The sequence below is a fragment of the Alcaligenes aquatilis genome, from assembly GCF_003076515.1.
Classification (GTDB): Bacteria; Pseudomonadota; Gammaproteobacteria; order Burkholderiales; family Burkholderiaceae_B; genus Alcaligenes; species Alcaligenes aquatilis.
The window spans coordinates 231995-253586 of record NZ_CP022390.1; the positions used below are offsets into that span (position 1 = coordinate 231995).

19 protein-coding genes are annotated in these 21592 nt (G+C 56.0%); 11 read left to right on the top strand and 8 right to left on the bottom strand.

The features are described 5' to 3' along the window. Positions 1 to 3 precede the first annotated feature (3 nt). On the top strand, positions 4 to 345 hold the full coding sequence (locus CA948_RS01030) for a hypothetical protein (protein WP_094195283.1): 342 nt from the start codon (positions 4 to 6) through the stop codon (positions 343 to 345). A gap of 196 nt (positions 346 to 541) precedes the next feature. Here the strand turns inward: CA948_RS01030 and CA948_RS01035 are convergent, their stop codons facing one another. Next, complete coding sequence (locus CA948_RS01035; RefSeq protein WP_094195284.1) at positions 542 to 1222, bottom strand: HAD family hydrolase; 681 nt, start codon at positions 1220 to 1222, stop codon at positions 542 to 544. A 205-nt stretch (positions 1223 to 1427) separates the two neighbouring features. Between CA948_RS01035 and dctP the strand changes: the two genes are divergently transcribed. From dctP to CA948_RS01050, 3 genes are all read left to right on the top strand, one after another. Continuing rightward, on the top strand, positions 1428 to 2402 hold the full coding sequence (gene dctP, locus CA948_RS01040; protein ID WP_094195285.1) for a TRAP transporter substrate-binding protein DctP: 975 nt from the start codon (positions 1428 to 1430) through the stop codon (positions 2400 to 2402). Between the two features lie 130 nt (positions 2403 to 2532). Next, entirely contained in the window at positions 2533 to 3057 is a 525-nt protein-coding gene (locus CA948_RS01045; RefSeq protein ID WP_094195286.1) for a TRAP transporter small permease, read from the top strand. A 14-nt stretch (positions 3058 to 3071) separates the two neighbouring features. Continuing rightward, the gene (locus CA948_RS01050) at positions 3072 to 4382 is read left to right on the top strand and encodes a TRAP transporter large permease (protein WP_230019483.1); all 1311 of its coding nucleotides are present in this window, start codon (positions 3072 to 3074) and stop codon (positions 4380 to 4382) included. Positions 4383 to 5483: 1101 nt separating this feature from the next. Here the strand turns inward: CA948_RS01050 and CA948_RS17535 are convergent. The 3 genes from CA948_RS17535 to CA948_RS01065 form a co-directional block, all read right to left on the bottom strand. Then, positions 5484 to 5672, bottom strand: a complete 189-nt coding sequence (locus CA948_RS17535; RefSeq protein WP_094195288.1) for a hypothetical protein — start codon at positions 5670 to 5672, stop codon at positions 5484 to 5486. A 113-nt stretch (positions 5673 to 5785) separates the two neighbouring features. Next, entirely contained in the window at positions 5786 to 6946 is a 1161-nt protein-coding gene (locus tag CA948_RS01060) for a thiolase family protein (protein ID WP_108727091.1), read from the bottom strand. Positions 6947 to 6967: 21 nt separating this feature from the next. Then, positions 6968 to 8584, bottom strand: a complete 1617-nt coding sequence (locus CA948_RS01065) for an ATP-dependent acyl-CoA ligase (protein WP_108727092.1) — start codon at positions 8582 to 8584, stop codon at positions 6968 to 6970. A gap of 356 nt (positions 8585 to 8940) precedes the next feature. Here CA948_RS01065 and CA948_RS01070 point away from each other — a divergent pair, with 356 nt between their 5' ends. Continuing rightward, complete coding sequence (locus CA948_RS01070) at positions 8941 to 9897, top strand: Bug family tripartite tricarboxylate transporter substrate binding protein (protein ID WP_094195291.1); 957 nt, start codon at positions 8941 to 8943, stop codon at positions 9895 to 9897. 87 nt (positions 9898 to 9984) lie between these two features. Here CA948_RS01070 and CA948_RS01075 read toward each other — a convergent pair whose 3' ends face one another. Together CA948_RS01075 and CA948_RS01080 are read right to left on the bottom strand one after the other, a co-directional pair. Next, on the bottom strand, positions 9985 to 10332 hold the full coding sequence (locus CA948_RS01075) for an ankyrin repeat domain-containing protein (protein ID WP_094195292.1): 348 nt from the start codon (positions 10330 to 10332) through the stop codon (positions 9985 to 9987). Positions 10333 to 10445: 113 nt separating this feature from the next. Then, positions 10446 to 11117: a GntR family transcriptional regulator gene (locus tag CA948_RS01080; RefSeq protein ID WP_094195293.1), complete on the bottom strand. Its 672-nt coding sequence runs from the start codon at positions 11115 to 11117 to the stop codon at positions 10446 to 10448. 261 nt (positions 11118 to 11378) lie between these two features. Here CA948_RS01080 and CA948_RS01085 point away from each other — a divergent pair, with 261 nt between their 5' ends. Then, positions 11379 to 12263, top strand: coding sequence for a LysR family transcriptional regulator (locus CA948_RS01085; RefSeq protein ID WP_094195294.1), 885 nt, complete (start codon positions 11379 to 11381; stop codon positions 12261 to 12263). A gap of 106 nt (positions 12264 to 12369) precedes the next feature. Further along, complete coding sequence (locus tag CA948_RS01090; protein WP_108728668.1) at positions 12370 to 13617, top strand: D-amino acid dehydrogenase; 1248 nt, start codon at positions 12370 to 12372, stop codon at positions 13615 to 13617. 2 nt (positions 13618 to 13619) lie between these two features. Here the strand turns inward: CA948_RS01090 and CA948_RS01095 are convergent, their stop codons facing one another. Next, positions 13620 to 14630, bottom strand: coding sequence for an acyltransferase (locus CA948_RS01095; protein ID WP_108727093.1), 1011 nt, complete (start codon positions 14628 to 14630; stop codon positions 13620 to 13622). A gap of 278 nt (positions 14631 to 14908) precedes the next feature. Here CA948_RS01095 and CA948_RS01100 point away from each other — a divergent pair, with 278 nt between their 5' ends. After that, complete coding sequence (locus CA948_RS01100; protein WP_108727094.1) at positions 14909 to 16255, top strand: DNA recombination protein RmuC; 1347 nt, start codon at positions 14909 to 14911, stop codon at positions 16253 to 16255. 174 nt (positions 16256 to 16429) lie between these two features. On the opposite strand, the gene CA948_RS01105 is transcribed toward CA948_RS01100, so the two are convergent. Continuing rightward, complete coding sequence (locus CA948_RS01105; RefSeq protein WP_238988629.1) at positions 16430 to 18988, bottom strand: EAL domain-containing protein; 2559 nt, start codon at positions 18986 to 18988, stop codon at positions 16430 to 16432. Between the two features lie 183 nt (positions 18989 to 19171). Here CA948_RS01105 and CA948_RS01110 point away from each other — a divergent pair, with 183 nt between their 5' ends. The 3 genes from CA948_RS01110 to CA948_RS01120 all read left to right on the top strand — a co-directional run bounded on the left by CA948_RS01110 (position 19172) and on the right by CA948_RS01120 (position 21551). Beyond that, complete coding sequence (locus tag CA948_RS01110) at positions 19172 to 19450, top strand: acylphosphatase (RefSeq protein WP_094195298.1); 279 nt, start codon at positions 19172 to 19174, stop codon at positions 19448 to 19450. Positions 19451 to 19599: 149 nt separating this feature from the next. Then, on the top strand, positions 19600 to 20496 hold the full coding sequence (locus CA948_RS01115; RefSeq protein WP_094195299.1) for a MurR/RpiR family transcriptional regulator: 897 nt from the start codon (positions 19600 to 19602) through the stop codon (positions 20494 to 20496). Positions 20497 to 20615: 119 nt separating this feature from the next. After that, a complete protein-coding gene (locus CA948_RS01120; protein WP_230019574.1) occupies positions 20616 to 21551 on the top strand; it encodes a TAXI family TRAP transporter solute-binding subunit in 936 nt (311 codons plus the stop codon). The last annotated feature ends 41 nt before the right edge of the window (positions 21552 to 21592 follow it).

Genomic DNA, 21592 nt, shown 5'->3' on the forward strand with positions numbered 1-21592 from the left:
GACATGTACGAGTCACGTGATCAGCCCTTGATTTCGCGTTGGCAGTTTGCCAAGCGCCTGTTGGCGCATGCCTCGATCGGCATCGTGTTTGTGGTCTTTTCCCTGATGCTGGGGGCATTGGGCCATATGTGGTTTGAAGAGAACGTACATTGGCACGATGCGGCCTTGAATGCGGCCATGATGGTCGGTGGGTTGGGGCCGATGGCCTTGCCTGAAACATGGGCTGGCAAAGTGTTTTTTGCCATTTATGGGGCGTATGTCAGCCTGGTGTTGGCCGCAGCGTTCGGGCTGATTATTGCGCCGGTGCTGCATCGAATTTTGCACACCTTCCATCTGGAAGACTAAGCAACAGAAAAAAGGCCCCATACTACGCCTTGTGGTTTGCTGCCGTCCGAGGGGGGTTTTTATTGGCAGCACCGAGTCTTAAGGCGGTCTGGCGGCAAATAAGGCGCTGTGTTTTAAGTAGTTCCAAAAGGTTGGATCTCCCTCTTTTGAAGAAACTGCTCAAAACACAGCGCCTTTTCTATTGTCTGGCTATGAATCAGCCTTGTACGCGTTCCTGCTCCAGCTTGGCGATCAACGTGGGTAATTCATCCATGCGGCGGAAGGTGTCACGCACACCAAGACGGCGCAAGTCCTCTTGCTTGTCGGGGACCGGGCAATAGCCCAAGACGGTGGCCCCGGCAGCCAAGCCAGCCGTTGCGCCCGTGACGCTGTCTTCCACAACCAGACATTCCTTGGGGTCGACACCCAAGCCATGCGCGGCGGCCAGATAGACATCCGGGTAGGGTTTGTTGCGGGGCGTCTCTGCACCGCTATAGATATGGGTGCCAAAGTAATCCAGCAGGCCAGTCTGGCCCAGTTGCAGTGCCAGCTTGCCGCGGTCGGCGCCGGACGCACAGGCAATCATGCCGGGCTTGTCGCGCAAGATCGCGTCCAGCGTGTCCTGAATACCGGGAATGGCCATGACTTCATTGCTCAGTGCATGGTTGCGGCGCATGCGAAAGGCCATTACCCATTCCATATCCAGATCTTTACCGGTCATCTTGCGCACGGTGGGTAGTTCGTCGGGCAGCGCTTTGCCAATGAACCAGTCATAGCATTGCTCGTAGGTCATGACCCAGCCTTCTTCTTGCAGCATGTCCCGCAGCACGCGAACCGTGATGGGTTCGCTGTCCACCAGCACACCGTCACAATCAAACAGCACAGCGGAAAATGTCATGAGTCATCCCTATTCAGCAATAAAACGTCAAGTTTGTGATGATACCGCAGGCTGCCCACCCACAGGATTGAGGTGCAATGAGGGGGCGCACCCTATGAAGCCCTTAGGGGGCTTAGTGAAAACCCCGACTCATAAATAATTGATTATTGATATATTTATATCTAAACTAAAATTTCATTACACACATTTCTGCGGAACTTCCGTCATGGTGCATAAAACAACTCGAGTAGTGGCAGCAGCCTTGCTGGCATTGGGAATGGCTGGCGCTCAGGCAGCGGAAGTTACGCTGAAAGCGGTATCTGTCTTTACGATGGACACCTTCTTTACCAAGCGCTTCAAGCAGTTCGTTGACAAGGTCAACGCAGAAGGCAAGGGGTTGGTGCAGATCAATGTCATTGGCGGCCCAGAGGCCATTCCGCCTTTCGAGGTCGGCAATGCGCTGCGTTCTGGCGTGATTGATTTCGCCAATACCACCGCCGTCTTTCATGCCAATCTGGTGCCAGAGGCACTGGCCTTGACGCTGACAGAAAAACCCATGAGCGAGCTGCGCCAGAACGGCGGCTACGAGCTGATGGACAAGATTCACCGCGAGAAAGCCAACATTACTTGGCTGGCTCGTACGACGGACGGTTTGCAATACCACATCTACACCAACAAGCCCGTGACCTCGGCTGACCTGTCGGGCTTCAAGCTGCGCGGTGTGCCGGTGTACCTGTCCTTCTTTCGCGAAATTGGCGCAACCCCGCTGCAGATTCCACCGGGCGAGGTCTACACCGCGCTGGAGCGTGGTGTCGTGGACGGCTATGGCTGGCCTTCTGTGGGCGTGATGGAAATGGGCTGGCATGAAAAGACCAAATACCGTGTAGAGCCAGGCTTCTACAACGTGGAAGTGGGTTTTTTCATGAACCAAAAGAGCTGGGAAAAACTGGACGAAGACCAGAAAGCCTTCATGCGCAAGCAGATCGAGTGGATGGAGTCGCAGAACGTGACTGAACACCAGATGGCAATCGAAGAAAAAGCGGCGACCGAACAAGCCGGTGTGCAAGCGCTGGTACTGGAACCTGAGGCCGCTCGTGCCTTGCGCACCAAAGCCTACGAAGCAGGCTGGGCCGGTATCGACAAATCCAGTCCCAAATATGCGGCGCAATTGCGTGAATTGTTTGGTGGCTATCAGCCTTAAGCCAGTTTATTGATGATTTAGTTTGAGAGTGGACATTGTGCCCTTGGGGACAGTGTCCACTTTTTGATGGTGCCATATGGGTGGCTAGATGTCCGCCCTTTCAGTGACCTTGATCTGCGGAGAAGACGCGATGTCTGCTGCCACTGCCTCGGAAGGCTTGCCTTCCAACCCGACCTGGGGGCGTCCGTACGCCCTGTTAATGAATACTTGTGGCGCCGTCGCGGCCCTGACCTTTGGGCTGATGAGCCTGCTGGTGTGCGCGGATGTGGTGCTGCGCAACCTGGGCTACGACGCGCTGTCCACCAGCGTGGAAATAACCGAATACATGTTGATCATTGCCACCTTCGTGGCAGCACCGTGGGTGCTGTATCTGGGCGGCCATATTCGTATCGATGTGCTGTTTAACAACTTGCCCCTGCCCATGCAGCGTGGCCTGGACCTGCTCTCTAACCTGTTGGGGCTGACCGTCTGTGGCATTTTGGCCTGGCAATGCGCGGTCGTTGCCCTGGACTCGTACGAGCAAGGGGCCCTGGTCTTTAAAGCCCTGGTCTTTCCAGAATGGTGGCTGAATCTGCCTTTGTTGTTTGGTGCATCCATGTTGGCGCTGGAGTTTCTGCGCCGCCTGATTTCCCGTCCCGTTGAGCAAGGAGCCTGAACATGGAATGGCACATGGCATTGATCCTGTTGCTAGGATCGCTCTTTGTCTTGATGGCGATCGGCACACCCGTCGTTTTTGCCTTTCTGTCCGTCAACCTGTTGGGGGCTTGGCTGTTTCTGGGTGAAGCGGCAGGTTTGGCACAATGGGCGCGCAACACCACCGCCTCCATTGGCAGCTTTTCCTTAACCCCCATTCCTTTATTCGTCTTGATGGGCGAGGTGTTGTTTCACACCGGGCTGGCCTTCAAGGCCATTGACTCCATCGAGCGCATGATCTCGCGCGTGCCGGGCAAACTGTCTATCGTCAGTATCCTGGGGGGGACAACCTTTGCGACGTTGTCGGGCTCGTCCATTGCCAACACGGCCATGATGGGCGGCGTGATGCTGCCAGAAATGCTGCGTCGCGGTTATCACCCCACCATGGCCATGGGCCCCATCATGGCGGTAGGCGGTATTGCCATGCTGATCCCTCCTTCGGCTCTGGCTGTCATGCTGGGGAGTCTGGCTGGTATCTCCATCGAACGACTGTTGATCGGCGGTATCTTGCCGGGCATCTTGATGGCAGCCGGCTTCCTGGCCTACGTCGTGGTACGTAGCCGCCTGCGCCCACAGGATGCCCCCATGAGCGACGAAGATCCGGCCATTCGCCTGAAAGGTTGGGTCTTGTGGAAGCCCTTTGTGTTTAACGTCTTGCCATTGTTGGGTATTTTTGTTGCGGTCGTCGGCTCGATGCTGGTCGGTTGGGCATCGCCCACCGAGTCGGCTGCGATTGGCGTCGTGGCCTCGGTGCTGGCAACCATTGCCTACCGCGCTCTGACCCTGAAAGCCCTGTGGAAAAGCCTGATCGAAACCGCCAAAGTCTCGGTTGTGATTCTGTTCATTCTGGCTGCATCAACCACGTTTGCTCAATTGCTCAGCTTCTCTGGAGCCAGCGCAGGCTTTTTGGGCATGATCAAAGACTACAACCTGTCGCCCTTCGTGCTGGTGGTGTGCATGTTGCTGGTGCTGATAGTCATGGGCATGGTGTTGGATCAAATCTCCATGATGATGATTGCCTTGCCGTTTTTCATGCCTCTGGCTCTGGCTGCTGGCGTGGATACCGTCTGGCTGGGCGTGATGATTTTGATCGCACTGGAAATCGGCTTGCTGACGCCACCCTTTGGCCTGTTGCTGATAGTGATGCAAAGCGTGGCCCCTCCATCCATCCGTTTGCCTCAGATCTACAGTGCCGCCGTGCCCTTCCTGGTCATAGAAATCGGCATCCTGGCCCTAGTCCTGTTTGTTCCCTGGATTGCCGTGGGTCTGCCAGGCCTGATCGGCTAAGACCGAACAGTCCGCTGAAAAGAGGGGCAACAGCGATGTTGTCCCACACAGAAAGCCGGAGTCTCGAACAGGCTTTCCGGGAAAAAACGAAAAACCTGAGTTCGGCGTTTGCCAAACTCAGGTTTTTTTGTCGCCGGGCCGCCCCAAGACAAAAGGCACCCCCCTCGAGGGGCAGCAAGCCAAAGGCGCGGCGAGGGGGCTTGTTTTGTCGCCGGGCCGCCCCAAGACAAAAAGCACCCCCTTGGGGGGCAGCAAGCCAAAGGCGCAGCGTGGGTTTTTTTGTGCGCGATAGCATAGATCAGTTCTGGCCGTATCTCTGCCTGCTTAAAAGCGACTGATGTGGGAGCCGGATTTCATTGCCAAGCCGCCTTTCAGCTTCTTGCAGACTTTTTGGGGGGGGCGTGGGCTGGCTTCATGGGTTTGGGCCGTGCTAAACCAAGATAGTGTTGAGAGCCAAGGCAAGCCGTGCGCCCGTTTTGAACCCGCTTGTCGTACGACCCAGTTGGACAAGGCAGACGCATAAGATCGCCGAGAGTTGTCATCCTGATTTTTCAAAAAAGTCAGTTAGACCGCCAGTGCTGGATAGCAAATATCTCGTTCGAGACGCAAACTCTGACCCTGGAAAACCCAATTAGCAATCGCCCGATAAAAGATGCTGTGAGCTGATCGAGGGGCGGTGCCGGTGTGGGGGCGGATCAGGTGACTTGCCGCAGGCAGATCATTGCGTAGGGATGCAAGCACCTTGCTGTTCGAGTCCGGCGCTTGTGATTGGTCCGGCGGACCAATCACCGGACGAGTTCAAGGTGCGCCCGTAGCGATTATCTGACCAGGGCATCGGCGCGCAGCGCCGGCAAGTTGCCAGCCCCGACACCGGCACCGCCCCTCGATCAGCGTTTTATAGTCACCCTCTTTATCACCGGGCAGTTGATGATCCTGACCTTTGGACGAGAGTGTCGGAAATTTTGTGTTCGGGCCTATGATTGCCGGTCAGTTGTTGACCCTGAGTTCTGAGCCATCATTTTTGTGCGCAAAAGCAGAGTGCAAGAGCCTAATTCCCAGCTAGCCAAACATTAAAAACCAAACTCGCAAGAAAAAAGACTTTTATTTGCGCCCAGGCTCAGCATAAATCCCGCCATCCCGCAAAACCAAAGCGACCTTATCTCCCCGCTGCATGGTTTCATCCAGCACACGAGCAATCAACATCGGCCCCGCATCGCTGGCAACCGTTGCCAGCATATACCTCTCAGCCCCTTCACCAGAGGAGGCACTACGCGTCAGTTCCGTCACCATCCCAGACGAGCACTCCTCAGCCTCAAACTCATCCCCATGACACGTCGGACACAAGAACCGCTCTGGGAATACCCGATGATCACACTGCACACAACGAAACACAGAAGGACCCATCACAAGGCCTCCAAAACAAGAGCTGTCGAACACATGCCATAGCGATACTCCACCATGCCGTAGCCCGTGACCAAACCATAACGGGCCTGCGCCACCTGACGCTCCCCAGCCTGAGCGCTTAACTGACGCATTACCTCCACCAAACCATGCAAGCTGCATGCCGCCCCGGCCTGCCCGGCCGACAACTGCCCGCCAGACGTATTCAAAGGCAGACGCCCCGTTGCAATCGACTCGTGAATAAACTGCTTTGCGTCATCCGCTTGAAAAAACCCCAAATCCTGCAACTGCGCCAGGACCATGACCGGGTAATCGTCATAAATACTGACGATATCCATCTGCGCCGGACTCAATCCCGATTCCGCCCATAAAGCCGGAGCCAAAGTCGCCAAACCCGTGCTCAAACCATCGCCCTGCTGATCATCAATATTGTGAGCACTGCGTAACGCTTTCACCGTAATTGCTGGCTGATTGTGCGCCGCCGGATGATCCGCGCGCATCACAATCAAGGCATTGGCCCCATCTACCACCGGCACACAATCGAGCCGCGTCAAAGGATCGGCCACTTGAGGCGCATTCAAGTATTCATCCAGCCTCATGGGGCTGCGATACACCGCGGCAGGATTCATGCTGGCCCACAAGCGCTGGCGCATCACCAAGGCGGCATAATCCGCCCGTTCCAAACCCAGCTTGCGCATTTGATTGGCGGTTAGCATGGCAAAGCGATGATTCGGACTGCCTGCGCCCAACGGCCGTAAATGATCGTAAGTTGTCTGGTTATAGTTCTCGACCAGTTGCTGGAAGTCCTTGGCCTGAAAATGATCGCCGGCCACAATCGCAATACAGCGGGCATCCCCTGCCTGAACCGCGCGAATCGCGTGCTGCAAAATATTCAGCCCGCTGGCCCCGCCATTGCTGTCATCCATTATCCAGCCCACCGTCAAACCCAGCTTCCAGGCCAGATCAATAGCCCGATCCGGGGCGTGGGTGAATGAGGCTACTCCCAGACCATCAATATCGCTGGCCTTCAAACCTGCGGTGGCAAGAGACTGCTTGAAAGCCTGGGCCAGCAGCTCGGAGGTGCCAAGCTGACCACGCCGGGTATAGGTGACCTCGGTCGCGCCCAGCAGGCGCACCGTCTCCAGATTAAAACTAGGCGTCATATCGAAGTCCAGTGGCAGCGATCAGCGGCGAACCTGATAGCCCGCTTTTTCTCTATCCCAGGTGTCGGGGCCAATGCCTCGATCACGCAGGGCAAACTTTTGAATCTTGCCATTTTCCGTGATGGGCAAGACTTGGGCAAACTCAATAAAGCGCGGCACGGCAAAGTACGGCAGACGGCGCTCGCAATGTTGTAGCAGCTCCTCGCAACTGACCGTGCAATCCGGGCGCAGCACAATCATGGCCATGACCTCGTCCTCGGCCAACTCGGACTTGGCGGCATAGACCGCGACCGTGTGAACGGCAGGATGGCTGGCCAAAGCCTGCTCGACTTCGTAGGAGGAAATGTTTTCCCCACGGCGGCGAATCATGTCTTTCAGACGGTCTACAAAGCGGTAGTAGCCATCGGCATCGCGTACCACGCGGTCGCCCGTGTGGAACCACAGATTTTTCCAGGTCTCCACGGTCTTGTCGGGTTGACCGTAGTAACCCAAGGCAAAAGCGTAAGGCTCATCGGCGCGCAACAACAGCTCGCCCACCTCACCATCTGGCAGTGGGTTGTCGTTCTCGTCCACCACCAGGGCTTCAAAGCCCTCAGACACTCGGCCCATATAGCCATTACGCTGTTCCTGAATGCCACGGCCCATCACATAGTTGGTTTCGGTAGAGCCAAAACCATCCAGTAGATGCATGTGGCAGCGCTCCAGAAACTGGCTATGAAATTGTTCGGGAACGCCTGGGCCCAGGGCAATGCGTGTCTTGTGCCGCTTTTCTGCCGCTGTTGCTGGTTTGGACAGCAAGATAGGCACCATGGCGCCCAGCAGATAGGTAATCGTCGCGCCGGTTTCGCACAGATTGTCGAAGAAACGGCTGGCGGAGAAACGTTTATCCACCACCATGCAGGCGTCGCTGACCAGGGCCTGGAAAAAGGTGTTCAGGGCATTGGTGTGGAACATGGGCAGGCAGGTGTACAGCACATCATCGGGCTTCATGCCCAACTTGCTGGCGGTGTAAATACCCCACCAGTAGAACTGGGCGTGCGGGCACTGAACGCCTTTGGAAGGGCCTGAAGTTCCGGAGGTATACAGAATGGCCAGCGTATCGCCAGGGCCTATATCGGCAGGCTCGCAGTAATCGCCCAAAGCAGGTAGATCGCAGGTGGGTACAGCCAGGGTTTGTGCCACTTCCTGGCCTTGAATCAGCCAGGCTTGCTGGACGGCGGTGGCGGCAAGGTCCACATCGGCCAGCAGTGGTGTCAGATCGGTTTCCACCACCAGCAAGCTGGCCTGGCTATTGCACAGGATGTGCTGCAACTGCGCGCCGCGCGAGGCGGTATTGATAGGCACCACAATCGCGCCCAGCCAGCCGCAACCCAGCACCATGTCCAGGAACTCGTGACGGTTGGTGCACAGCAGGGCAACACGGTCGCCACGCTTGATACCGGCACGGCTCAGGCGGCTTGCACTGGCGGCGGCCGCCTGCAAGGTTTGCTGGCCGGTGTAGTGGATGTGTCGGTCTGAGAACAGCGGCGTATCACCCATGCGCTCTGCGCGCAGGCGCAACAAGGCGGGCACCGTGCGCTGCGTGGCAGGTATTGAAAACAGTGGCAATTCAGAAGCAGGAATGGAATGGGCGTGCATGATCAATCTGTCTCCCGGCCAACGCGCGATCAAGGCGGCAAGCCGATATGCATGGGTGAAATTACTAATATCCGGCAAACAGTATACTGCAATATATTATTTTGAAATTCCTGTCCTTCACCGGAAAAACCCGAAGTCGATGAGGCCGCCAAGTCGTGGTGTTTCGCATAAACCAAGGGCTGGACAAGGACAGAAAAGGGGGCGTTTTGTAGGCCAGGGCAGTACGGCAGGCAAGGCGGTTGATCAGGTTTCAGAACGACAGTCGATCAGCAAAAAGCAGGTCAGGCCCATGTGTTTGGGCGGATGTGCTTCACAATGACTTTGAATAAGCCCACAGGGGCAACGGGGATAGAACAATGAAGGTATGGCTTAAGTTGGCAACGTGTTGCGCGCTCATGTTGGGTGCACAGGCTCATGCTCAGAATAAGAATGTCACGCTGGTTATTCCTTATCCGCCTGGTGGTGCGGCTGATCAGTTGGCGCGTGTGATCTCTCAGGAAATGGGAACACGCTTCGATCAGAAAGTGATTGTGGAGAACCGTCCGGGTGCCGGTGCGCAGGTCGCCATGAATGTGGTGAAAAATGCCAACCCCAATGCCTTGGGAACGGTGCTGTTTCTGGCCGATAGCGGTGCCTATTCGCTTAACCGCCATATGTATCAGCGCCTGAACTACGATGTCGCCACGGACCTGATTCCCATGACGCTGGCCGCCAAGGCTCCTGTGTTCCTGCTGGTCAACAAAGACAGCCCTTTCAAGACCGTTCAGGATCTGGTTGCCGCCGGCCAGAAGCAAGAGCTGACATACGGCTCGCCCGGTATGGGTACCGGCACTCACCTGTTGGGCGAGATGCTGCGCAAAGAAACTGGCGCCCGTCTGGTGCACGTGCCTTACAAGGGCGCAGGTCCGGCCTTGATCGATGCGGTCAGTGGCCAGATCGACTTTATTTTTGATGTATTGACCGGTAGCCGTGGCTTTTTGGAGGATGGTCGTTTGCGCGCGATTGCCGCTGCCACGACAGAACGTAGCCCGTTGCGTCCTGATACGCCCACCCTTGCTGAAAGCGGTATTCCCAATGTGGCTTTTACGATCTGGTGGGGTATCTCGGCCAAGGCAGGCACCCCTGCCGATGAGGTGACACGCTTAACCGAGCAGTTGACGGCTGTGCTCAATGCGCCGGAAGTCGTGCAGAAGTTTGTGGACTTTGGTATTGAGATTCAGCCCTCGACACCACAAGCGTTTGCTGAGTTGATCGAGAGCGATGCGACGGCGATGGGCCCGATGATCCAGTCTTTGCAGATTACGTTGGATTAATTTTGTTTTAGGTGACGGGCCTGCCGTCAGAGGTGTTGCAGACAAGCCGGCCATGCCGGCTTGTTTCATTGATGCCCGGCCCCAGAATCAGGGACGCAACTCTTTGGCGCCGCGTTCGATCAACATGGCCGAGATTTCCTTGTTGCCATTTGCATTGGCACGCACCAGTGGCGAATAGCCTTCAAAATCGCGGGCGTTAACATCGGCACCATTGTCCAGGAGGAAGCGGGCGATTTCTTTGTTGCCGTTCATGCTGACCAGATGCAATGGGGTATAGCCGTCCAGCTTGGCATTGACCAGGGCTTTGTCTTGTTGCATCGCCGTAATGACTTGCTCGGCTTGGCCAGCCCAGATCTGTTCATACAGATCGGCGTTGGCGGCGTAGACGGGGGCGGCAAGGCTCAGGGTAAGCAGGGCAGCGGAAATAAACTTCATTTAATACTCCAAAAGCAGATTTAAACTAACCGTTATGAATAATAGTTATTTTTGAAAGCGGGTTCTGTAATGGCTTGTTACTTCAGGAGGCCGGGCCAGGGGCTGGCCATGCGCTAGTGGGACAGCAGTTCGGCTTGTTTGATGCAATAGGCGGAGCTGCAGATTACCAGATTTTCATGAATTTTTTGCGCGGCCTGTTCAGGCTGGCCCTGCTCAAAGGCCTGGTAGATGCCTTGAGCGCGTTGCAAGGTTTCTCGACGGAAAAGCGGGTCTTGCAGGCAGGCGATACGGGCTTGATCGGCCCGGTCATGCAAACGCTCCATGGTATCGATGAGCTGCTTGTTGGGCACCATATTGATCCAGGCACTACGAAACGACCAGTTGGCCTGAATGTTGTCCAGAGGATCCCCTTGCTGATGCGTGGCTTCAATGCGCGCCACCGCCTGCCCCATGGCACGCAAGCCCACTGCACTTTGATGCTGACAGGCAAGGTGTGCGGCGGAAGGCTCCAATAGCAAACGTACCGAGAAGATGTCTTCAATATCTTGTGGGGTGTAGATCTTCAGGACAAAGCCGCGCGAGGTGCTCTCGAGCACGCCCTCGTTTTTAAGCTGCAACAGGGCTTCGCGCACGGGCATGCGCGACACGTTCAGGCTGGCTGCAATTTCATTATCAACCAACCTGACCTCAAAGCTGATCTTGCCCAGTGCAATGTCCTGGCGAAGCATGCCATAGACTTGTTCACGGATATTGGGTTCGCGTTTTTTGTAGGGGGTAGCAGCCATAAACTCGTCCGGCGTCTGGCGCACGGCAAAACTCTGAAAGGGGTATAGGATACCAAGTAAGCATGAAGGGCTGAGGCGTTTTGTACCAGGATGGGATGGGTTGAAACCGTCTGGCCTGAGTGGCTGAAAAGGATTGTTCTGGCGGCGTGGCCGTCGTGTGATGTCTCCTGTATGGGCAAGACTCTGGGCAAACCGCTTCACAGGCTGACTTGCCGCATAATAGGTGTTTTTCAACTCAGCACGCACCAGAGGGGGCAATTGATGCGGTGGCGGCATGTAGAAATTTTTGATGCGATCTGCCGCGGTGGCTCTTTGACGCAGGCCGCACAGTTGCTGCATATCTCTCAGCCTGCGGCCAGCAAAATGTTGGCGACGGCAGAAATGCAGCTGGGTTTTAAGTTGTTCGATCGCGTACGTGGCCGCCTGATCCCCACGCGTGAGGCCAGCATTCTGGCACCCTACGTTGCGCGTCTACATCAGAATCTGGATGACGTCAGCCGACTGGCGCGCAATCTGCGCTCTCATCATGAAGGCCTGTGGCGTATCGGCAGCAGCCCGGCTTTCGGATTGGAGCTATTGCCGGTGGCCTTGAGCCGTTGTCGCCAGTCTCACCCGGCCATGAGTTTCGAGTTGCGTACCCATCACAGTGGGGAGTTATTACAAGCCCTGGAAACGCGCGACCTGGATATGGTGATCAGTTTTGATCAGGGCGAGTCCTCGGGCGTGCAACAACAGGTTCTGGCCGATACCGAACTGGTGCACGTGACCTTGCCGGGTGTTGCTCCTTTGCGTCATTGGGAGGAGATGGCCGAGCGCGCTTTTATCGCTTTAGACGCTAATGATCCTGTGGGTGCGATGGTTGAGGACCTGCTGCAACGCTATGCTCCCGATGTGGCCCCTTTTATGCGTGTACAGACCCATTACGTGGCGTGCAACCTGGTTGTGCAGCAGGTGGGTGAGGCCCTGGTGGACCTGGTCACTGCCCGCGCCATGCAAGGTCGGGGCTTGGCCATACACCGCTTGCCCGAGCCGTTGCCTATCCCAGTCAGTATTTTGACGGCCCATGATGATGCGGGTTCTGGCTCGCGTGAGCGGGTGCTGGATCACATCCGTCAGGCCCTGCTGGAATGTCGTTTCCCGGACTGAGCAGAATCTTGACTCCATAACCCTGGGTTATGGAGAGCGCCAACTATTCATTGGCGCTCTGTAGCACCCCCCAAGACAATAGAGGCCAGTTATTGGGGGTATGTTCATGCATGTATGTATTATCGGCGCCGGTGTCATTGGGATGAGTACCGCGTTCATGTTGCGCCAGAAAGGGGTGAAGGTCACGGTACTGGAGGCGGGTACGCAAGTGGCCGGACAGACCAGCTTTGCCAATGGTGGACAACTGAGCTACAGCTACGTGGCCCCCCTGGCTGATCCTGGCGTATTCAAGGATTTGCCTCGCTGGTTATTGAAGAACGACTCGCCGTTGCGTTTTAAGCCTGCGCTGAGTCCGCAACAATGGCGCTGGCTGCTGCATTTTCTGAAAGCCTGCCGGGGTGATGTGGTGCGCCGTACCACCGCGCAGATGCTGACCTTGTCCTACCTGAGCCGCGACATTTTGCACGACTGGCAAGAGCGCTTCAATCTGGAATTTGCCCATCAAAACAATGGCAAGTTGATTGTGTTTCGCAGCCCCGGCCCGTTTCAGCATGCCCGTGAGCAGGCGCAATTGCAGGCGGATATGGGCTCCTCGCAGCAAGTGCTGGAAGCGGCTCAAGTGTTGGAGCTGGAGCCTTCTTTGCAGACGTTGGGCTCGCGCTTGCAGGGTGCGATTTACACCCCTAGCGAAGAGGCAGGGGATGCTTATCTGTTCTCTGTGGCCTTGCATGAGCGCATGCAAAATGACCGCGATTACCAGCTCAAACTCAATACGCCGGTGCAGCGCTTTGTGAGGGAAGGGCGCGATATCCGCGCTGTGCAAACCGCAGAAGGTGAGATCCAGGCCGATCAGTTTGTTGTTGCCAGCGGTATGGGCACGGTGCCTTTGTTGCGCCAATTGGGTGGCCGCCCTCTGATCTACCCGCTAAAGGGCTATAGCTTGAGCCTGCCGTTGGAAGGCTTGAATCAAGCCGTGCCCGCCATCAGCGTGACGGATTACGAACAGCGCATCGTGTATGCCCGCTTGGGCGAGGTGCTGCGTATGGCTGCCATGGTGGATATCGGCTTTGATGGGTTGGATATTCCGGCCGATCGTATGGCGACCTTGAAGCAGCAGGTGAAGGATCTGTTCCCTGCTTTGCCGTTGGAGCAGGCACAGACTTGGGCAGGCTTGCGCCCTGCAACACCTTCGGGCAAGCCTATTGTAGGGGCCAGCACGCTGGCCGGTCGTTTGTGGGTGAACGCAGGCCACGGCGCATTGGGCTTTACCTTGGCGTGTGGCAGTGCAGCGATTCTGGCCGCGCACCTGACCGGAGAGGCTTCACCTATTGATGATGCGCCGTTTCGTCCTTAATCCTAGACCGTCGCCCGCAACACCGGCATGGCTTTTAAACCCGCCGTCAGCAACAGGGATAGACCATAGATGGCGGCCGCCAGCACCGGAATCGACCACAGTGCATTGAAATCCAGTGCCGTGAACAGATAGCGGTACATCAGGTCGATCAACCAGGGGTGGATCAAATACACCCCCAAGGTCAGCTCCGCCAGATGGGCACTGATCCGCGAGTTGATCAAAGGCTGGTTCCAGTCACGCAGCAATAGAATCAGCGCGATGGACATGGGGATGACGGTAATACTCAGGTAGTCATAAAAGTACGCAGCGGTTTGCCGGTCGTGGGTGATGGCCAGCGCATAAAAGCCCCAGGCTGTGGCCGCGATACTACTGAGCAGCACCGTCATAGTCAGCCAGCGGGGCACACGCACCGGCACTTTGCGTAGCAGATAGCCCAGCAGAAAATAGGGCAGATAGGACAGGAACCAGGTGAAGAAGGGGGCAGAGTGGGTGTTTAGCTCTGGCTTACTGAGCGTGCTAAGGGCAGATAGCACGAAGGCCGCCCCGGTCAGCGCGGCCAGTTGCTTCAAGTTGGTGTTCTGAACCATACGACGCAAAAAGGGCGTGAACAGGTACAGGAACACAATCATGTACAGAAACCAGAGGTGGAAATAAGGCCGACCCTGCAGCAGCCGCTCCAGATAGGGATAAGGGTCAGCGTCTGGCGTCCACCAATGCTGCTTGAAGGCCGTCCAGCCTAGATAAAACGCTGTCCAGAACAGCAGTGGCAGCAAGACTCGCGACGCCCGCTTGCGGTAGAAGTGTTTCATGCCCTCCTGGGGACGGGGTTCCAGCAAGAGCGCACCGCTGACCATGATAAACACCGGTACACACCAGCGGGTGGCGGCATCGTAGAGATTGCCACTCCACCAGTTGGCTGTGCCCAACTCGGCATTCAGGACGGCGTAGGCGGCGATATGCAGGCAAACGACAGAGAAAATCGCCACGATCCGTGCATTGCTGATCCAGTTCATGACAGGACATCAAAATCAGAGACCTAACTATCGTAACGAGCAGACGTTTCTGATATGTCCCCCAAATACGGGATTTAGCGTCCAGTTTTGTCTGGATGTGACGGTGCAAGGGAATGTTGGCTACTGATGCGGGCAGGATGGATTCATCCTATCGCCTTTCGGGAACGACTGAAAAAGGGTGTATAAATTACCAGCGTTATACGGTTAAATAGCAGGCTTAGCCAGACAGACCAGTCAGGGCACTCCTGAACTGGCAGTGCTGCTCAGGAGTAGGGTGAATGGAGCTGGATTTTAGCGGGTTGGATGTGCTGATTGCCCTGGTCGCTTTGGCGCTGGGCTTGCTGATCGGGTTGTGGCTGCGAGCGCGCATGAGAGCGCCTGTTGAGCAAGTTCTGGAGGATCGCTGTGCACGTCTGGAACAAGATCTGGCCCTGACGCAGGACAGGGCGGCGGAGCTGGATAAGGAACTGATACGCCGCGATGCCCAGTTGCAGGCTCAGCAGATGCGCAATCAGGCCATCCAAGAGGACTTGGAGCATAGCCGCGAGCAGATGCGCTTGCAGTTTGAGTCCCTGGCCCAGCAGATTCTGGAGTCCAAAGGGCAGACGCTGCGTCAGGATAGTCAACGCACCATGGATGAAATGTTGCGACCCTTTCGGGAACAATTGGCAGGTTTTCAACTGCGCGTGAATCAAGTGCATGATGAATCCGTCAAAGGCCAGACCGCCTTGAGTCTGGAGCTGCAACGCATGCAGGAAATGGGTCTGCGCATGAGTGCTGAAGCACATTCCTTGGCTGTGGCCTTGAAAGGCGATAAAAAGACCACTGGTAATTGGGGTGAAACCCAGTTGGAAAAAACGCTGGAAGTGGCTGGTTTGGTGCGCGGTGTCCACTTTGATACACAATGGCAAGCTCGCGACGAGCAAGGTCGCCTGCGATACCCTGACTTCGTGGTGCATCTACCGCAGGACAAGCATCTGGTGCTCGATTGCAAAGTGTCCTTGGTGGACTATGATCGCGCCATCCGCGCTCAGACTGACGAGGAACGCCAACAAAGTCTGCAAGCCCATGTGCAGGCGCTACGCAAGCATATTGATGATCTGGCCTCCAAGGATTACAGCGCCTTGTCTGGCCTGAATAGCCCCGGTTTCGTGTTTATGTACGTGCCTATCGAGGCGGCATATATGCAGGCTTTGCAGCAACAGCATGGCTTGTTCGACTACGGCCTGGGCAAAAATGTCCTGATGGTCTCGCATACCACCTTGCTGCCTATTTTGCGTACCGTAGCCAATATCTGGATGATGGTGCGCAGCAACGAGCAGGCTCACGAACTAAGCCAACGTGCGGGCGATATTTATAACCAGGTATCTATCTTGGCTGAGCGCCTGAAAAAGCTGGGCGAAACCTTGGGGCAGGCGGGCAAGCACTACAACAGTACGGTGACAGCATTGGCAGGTCAGCAGGGCTTGTATGGGAAAGTCAGCCGCTTTGCCGAGCTATCGGCCCGGGCCAAGCGTACCCAGCCGGGGATCGAACCCTTGCATACGGATATAGAACACGAGCGCCTGGATTGGGTCTTGCCCGAGGATACCGAGCCGGTGCAGGGCAACGAGCCGAATGCCTAATGTGAACAGGCTTGAGGATATCGGTCGGCCAGCAGGCTGAAACAGCCTATGGCGTGCAGGGATGCCATAGGGTCCACATCGATTACTTTCTTGTTAAAGGGTCAGATGCCTGCTCCCGCTAACCGATATGGTGTCGTGATTTTGTATAGGCTGGCTGAGGGCGGCCCATGGCGTTTACGGTTGAGCGCCATCTTCCTGCTCAATTGCCTCCAGCCAGTGCTCTACCAACTGCGGCGCGCTGAATAGATAGCCTTGCAGGGCATGGCAGCCGCGGCGCAGCAGAAACTCCTTTTGCTGCTCATTTTCCACACCTTCAACGACTACGTGCAGCCCTAGTTGCCGTGCCATGGCCAGTACCGTACGCACAATGGCGTTGGCTTCCTGCTCCATGGGTACTCCCAGGATCAGGCTGCGGTCCATTTTCAGCTCGTATAGTGGCAGGCGGCGGATGGCGGCCAGGTTGGAATAGCCTGTGCCAAAGTCGTCCATGGAAAAGCGGATCCCCAGGTCTTTGAGCTCGCGCATCATGCTGTTGGCCGAGGAGAAGTCTTCCATCAGTACGCCTTCGGTAATTTCAAAGATCAGACGATGGGCGGGGGCGCCGCTGGTCTCCAGGATCTGGCGTGTGCGGCGAGCAAAGTCAGGGCGGCGGAATTGAATCGGGCTGACATTAATGGAAATGGGAAAGCTGCACTCCTGGGTCTGTAGCAGCAAATCACAGACTGATGCCATGATCCAGTCGCCCAGGGGCGTGATCAAGTCGGTGCTTTCCGCCAGGGGAATGAACAGATTGGGGGTCAGCATACCGCGTGTTGGGTGTAACCAGCGCAGCAGCACCTCGGCCCCGCAGATGTGGTTTTGCTTGTCGTACTGGGACTGGACAAACAGGCGCAACTGATCCGAGCCAATCGCAAAACGCAGATCGTGCTGCAGACTCAGATGCTCTTCCAGGGCCTCTTGCATACCAGGTTCGTACAAGGTGATCTGGTTGCGACCATTTTCCTTGGACCGATACATGGCTGTGTCAGCTTGTCGCATCAGGTCCTCTGCAGTCAGGGTGCTGTCGGTAATCAAGGCCAGACCAATACTGCTGCTGCTCAAGTAAGAGTGGCCTTCAATGCTGTAGGGCTCTTCCAGACGGGTGCGTACCTGTTCGGCAAACTCCAGGGCTTCTTTGTGGCAGTCTCGTACCGTACCGAGTTGCAGTATCTTCAGGATGACAAATTCGTCCCCACCCAAGCGGGCCACGATGTCTTGGGGGTCAATCATCAAGGATAGGCGGCGCGCCACTTTGCGCAGCAGCGCATCGCCAATGGCGTGTCCCCGCGCATCGTTAATGTGCTTGAATCGGTCCAGATCCAGGAAATACAGCGCACCAGGTCGTTTGTAAGGCTCTATGGTTTGCAGGTGGCGTTCCAGGCGTTGCATCAGCAGGCGGCGGTTGGGAAGTTCGGTGAGCGGGTCGTAGAAAGCCAGCCGGTAGTTCTCTGACTGCGTGGCTTTGAGCGCCGAGATATTGGTGGAAATACAGTACAGGCTGGTTTGTTGAGTCTCGGGGTCTTGGACCGGCATTTTGATGGAGAAAAAGGTGGCGCGTACATCGCCTTTCCGGTCCCGTACCACTTCTTCTACAGCCAGGCGTTCACCGCTGTACAGCACCTGCTCGTCGTTATGACGGAATTCGTTAATGGTTTGCTTGTTGGCGTACAAGTCCTGGTCGGTTTTACCCACAATACTGACCGTGGTGTAGTTCAGGTCTTCGCATAGTTTGCGGTTGGCGTATTGATAACGAAACTGGTCATCCTTGATGTAGACGTAGGCGTCAATGGCATCGAGCACGGTATGCAGATGATGCTCGGTGCGGACCAGTTTTTTGCGCTGACGACGCAGGCCAATGCGCATTAGGCTCACGGTGAGCAGGGCAAGGGTCAGCAAGATACCCAGTGTGAGCAAGGCGGGGATGATCCAGGGCTTGGTTGGTTTTTCAATCAGGCGCAGGCCCCACTGGTTCAGTGTCTCTGTGTAGAACGGATCGTTATTGTCTTGCCACTGCTTGATATGAGTATCAATAGCGGCCAGCAGGTCCAGGCGGCGGTCCTTGGCGGTCACAAAGTAAGTGCTGGTGGGCTCTAGCCGGATAGGCGCGGTTTTCAGGCCATGTTCGCCTGCATGACGTACGCCAAATAAATGGCCGACGACGGCGGCGTCGGCCTGTTTGGTCTGGACCAGTTTGAGCGCGTTGTATTGGGAGTCGGTAATGACCAGCTTGGAGCCAAGCTCCAGTTTCTGCAAAATATTGTAGAGCTGGGTTAGCTGCAGGGTTCCGCTCATGACGGCAATGCGTTTGCCATTCAAGTCGTTCAGCGCACTAATATGCGTGCCTTTTCCCGTGAATATCTGTGACCAGTCCTCCAGTACGGCTCGGCTGTGATAGCTGTACAGGGTAGCGCGTTCGGGGGAGTAGGCCAGGCCCGGCACGATATCGATCAGGTCATTTTGCAGGGCGTTCAGGCATTGTTGCCAGTCGCATTGCACGGCTTCCAGTGTCCAGCCTTCACGCTTGGCAATTTCCAGCAGCAGTTCGCCCATGATGCCGCCGGGACGGGCCTGACTGTCGAGCAGGAGTTTAGGTGGGTTTTCGTAAACGCCTATACGTACGATATGTTGCTGGGAGTGGGGGGCTGCCTGGGTCGGTGGTGACACAAATCCTAGTGCAGCCAGCATGCCTAGCATGTACATTGCCCTGCACATCGATAAAGTAAAAAGGCGGGGCAAATTCATAAGGTAATGGCTGCACAAAGCAGATAATCGGGGACGGGGGCGATCATGCAACAATGATGTGACTAATTTAACTGAATATCGAGATGTGGGGCGGATGCGTGCCGTATTTCGGCGATAAATAGCAGGAGCAGGCGAATGGCGGATTGTGAAACGGTAGAGGTGCGTGTTAAGGGGCGTGTGCAAGGGGTCGGGTTTCGAGCCAGCGCCTTGCGTCATGCTCATTTGTATGGCGTCAAGGGCTGGGTCAGCAATGCTGGGGATGGTTCCGTAGAACTGCTGCTGCAGGGCAGTGCTGATGTCATCGACAGTATGGTCAGCTGGTTGTATATAGGGCCCGAGCATGCCGTGGTCGAGCAGGTGGATATACAGCGCTCTTATACTGACAAACGATATGATTTTTTTGAGATTCGCTAGCAAGAGCTGACGCCAGCGTTGAGTTTGCCCACGCAAAAAAGAAATAATTATAGGTATTTGCGGGCAAACCCTAGGAAAACATTTGTTTTTTTTAGTGTTCTCCAGATTAACATGCGTTTTATTGCACTGATATGTGAGTAGGACGACAAATGGAGCCCTTGTTGCGTTTGCAGCGTATCTTGCCTGGCCTGACGCCCGAGCTGCGTCGCGCTGCGCAATGGGTGGAGCGCCATCCGGTTGAAGTCAGCCTGTGGTCCATGCGCAAACAGGCCCAGGAGTTGTCGGTTGCACCGGCAACCATGCTTCGTCTGGCTAAAGCGGCGGGTTATGAAAGCTACGACGGTTTTCGTGAGCCGTTTCAGCAGGCCCTGCACCGCAATGGCGGCACGATGGCGGCGCGAGCGCAAAATTTGCAAGGTAACCGGGCCTCAGAACAACAAATACGGGACCTGGGGGAGCAACAAGAGCAGGCCCTGGAGTCGGTCTTGAGACTGAATTCAGCCAGCGCTCTGGATGCTTGTGCCCAGGCGCTTCTGGGCGCCTCCAAAGTGGGGTTTATCGGTCTGGGGGTCAGTTTTGCCTGCGCGTTCCAGATGCATTATGCCTATCAATTGATACGTGGTAATGGTGTCTTGCTGAACCGGGCCGTAGACTTGTTCCTGGAGCTGGACGCCGGTTTGGACAGCGGGGGTGTGCTGGTTGTGATCAGCCAGGCGCCATATGTCAAAACAGTGGTCAATAGTGTGCATCAGGCGGTGCAGCAGGGCATCACGGTGGTCGCGGTAACTGACAGTGTGCTGTCCCCGGTGGCCCAGGGGGCCAAACATGTCTTGTTGTTTGATGCACAGGCCAGCGAGCAGCCAGCGGCCAGTTTTTTTCATTCTCTAGTGGGCACGGTCACCGTTGCAGAACATTTGTTGGCACGGATCGCCACCTTGGGCGGTAAGACAGTGGTGCAGCGTCTCGCGCAGCTGGAGTCTTCATTTCGAAGTCAGGGAGTTTATTGGCAACAGGACCAAGCGGTTGACCCCGCTTCGTCTATGTAAACAAACCGGTCGTACCGGTCACACAAACCGGGGATACCCCCATGGGAGACACAAAGATGGAACACATTAGTAAGAAAACAGGTAAGAAAGCAGTGTGGGCACTTAGCACAACGGCAGCGATGTGCGCCATGTTGCTCAGCCCCTTGCCTGCCAGCGCCCAGCAGAAGTTTGTCAGTATCGGGACAGGGGGTGTGACCGGGGTGTATTACGCGGCCGGTGGCGCTATTTGCCGCTTGGTCAATAAGGATCGTGGTACGGATGGCGTACGTTGCTCGGTGGAATCCACGGGCGGTTCGGTCTTTAACGTCAACACCATCAAAGCGGGTGAGCTGGACCTGGGTGTGGTGCAGTCTGATGTGGGCTATAACGCGTACAACGGAGAAGGCCAGTTCAAGGACGGTGGGGCGTACAAGAAGCTGCGTTCGGTATTCTCCATTCACCCGGAGCCCTTTACCGTGCTGTCTCGCAAAGAGGCCAATGTCAGCAAGTTCGACGACTTCAAGGGCAAGCGTTTTAACGTAGGCAATCCGGGTTCGGGCACACGCGCCTCGATGGATCAGTTGTTGCAGGCCATGGGGCTGGATAACAGCTTTTTCTCACTGGCCTCGGAGCTGCGTCCCGATGAGCACGGCCCGGCATTGTGTGATGGCAAGATTGACGGCTTTATCTATGGCGTAGGCCATCCTTCGGCCAATATCCAGGATCCCACCACCTCTTGCGGCGCCAAGCTGGTGCCTCTGACCGGTCCTGCGGTGGACAAGCTGGTCGAGACCTATCCCTACTACGCCAAGGTCGCGATTCCTGGTGGCTTGTACCCCAACAATCCTGACGATGTCCAAACCTATGGCGTTCTGGCAACCTTTGTGACGTCCGAGGACGTACCGGAAGAGTCGGTCTACAACGTCGTCAAAGCGGTGTTCGACAACTTTGATGATTTCAAGCGCTTGCACCCTGCGTTGGCGAATCTGAAGAAAGAAGACATGGTCAAGAACGGCTTGTCTGCTCCATTGCACAAAGGCGCTGAAAAGTACTTCAAGGAAAAAGGGCTGCTGTAAGACAGTCTGATTGACACCAGGCTGGCTGTGCCAGCCTGGCC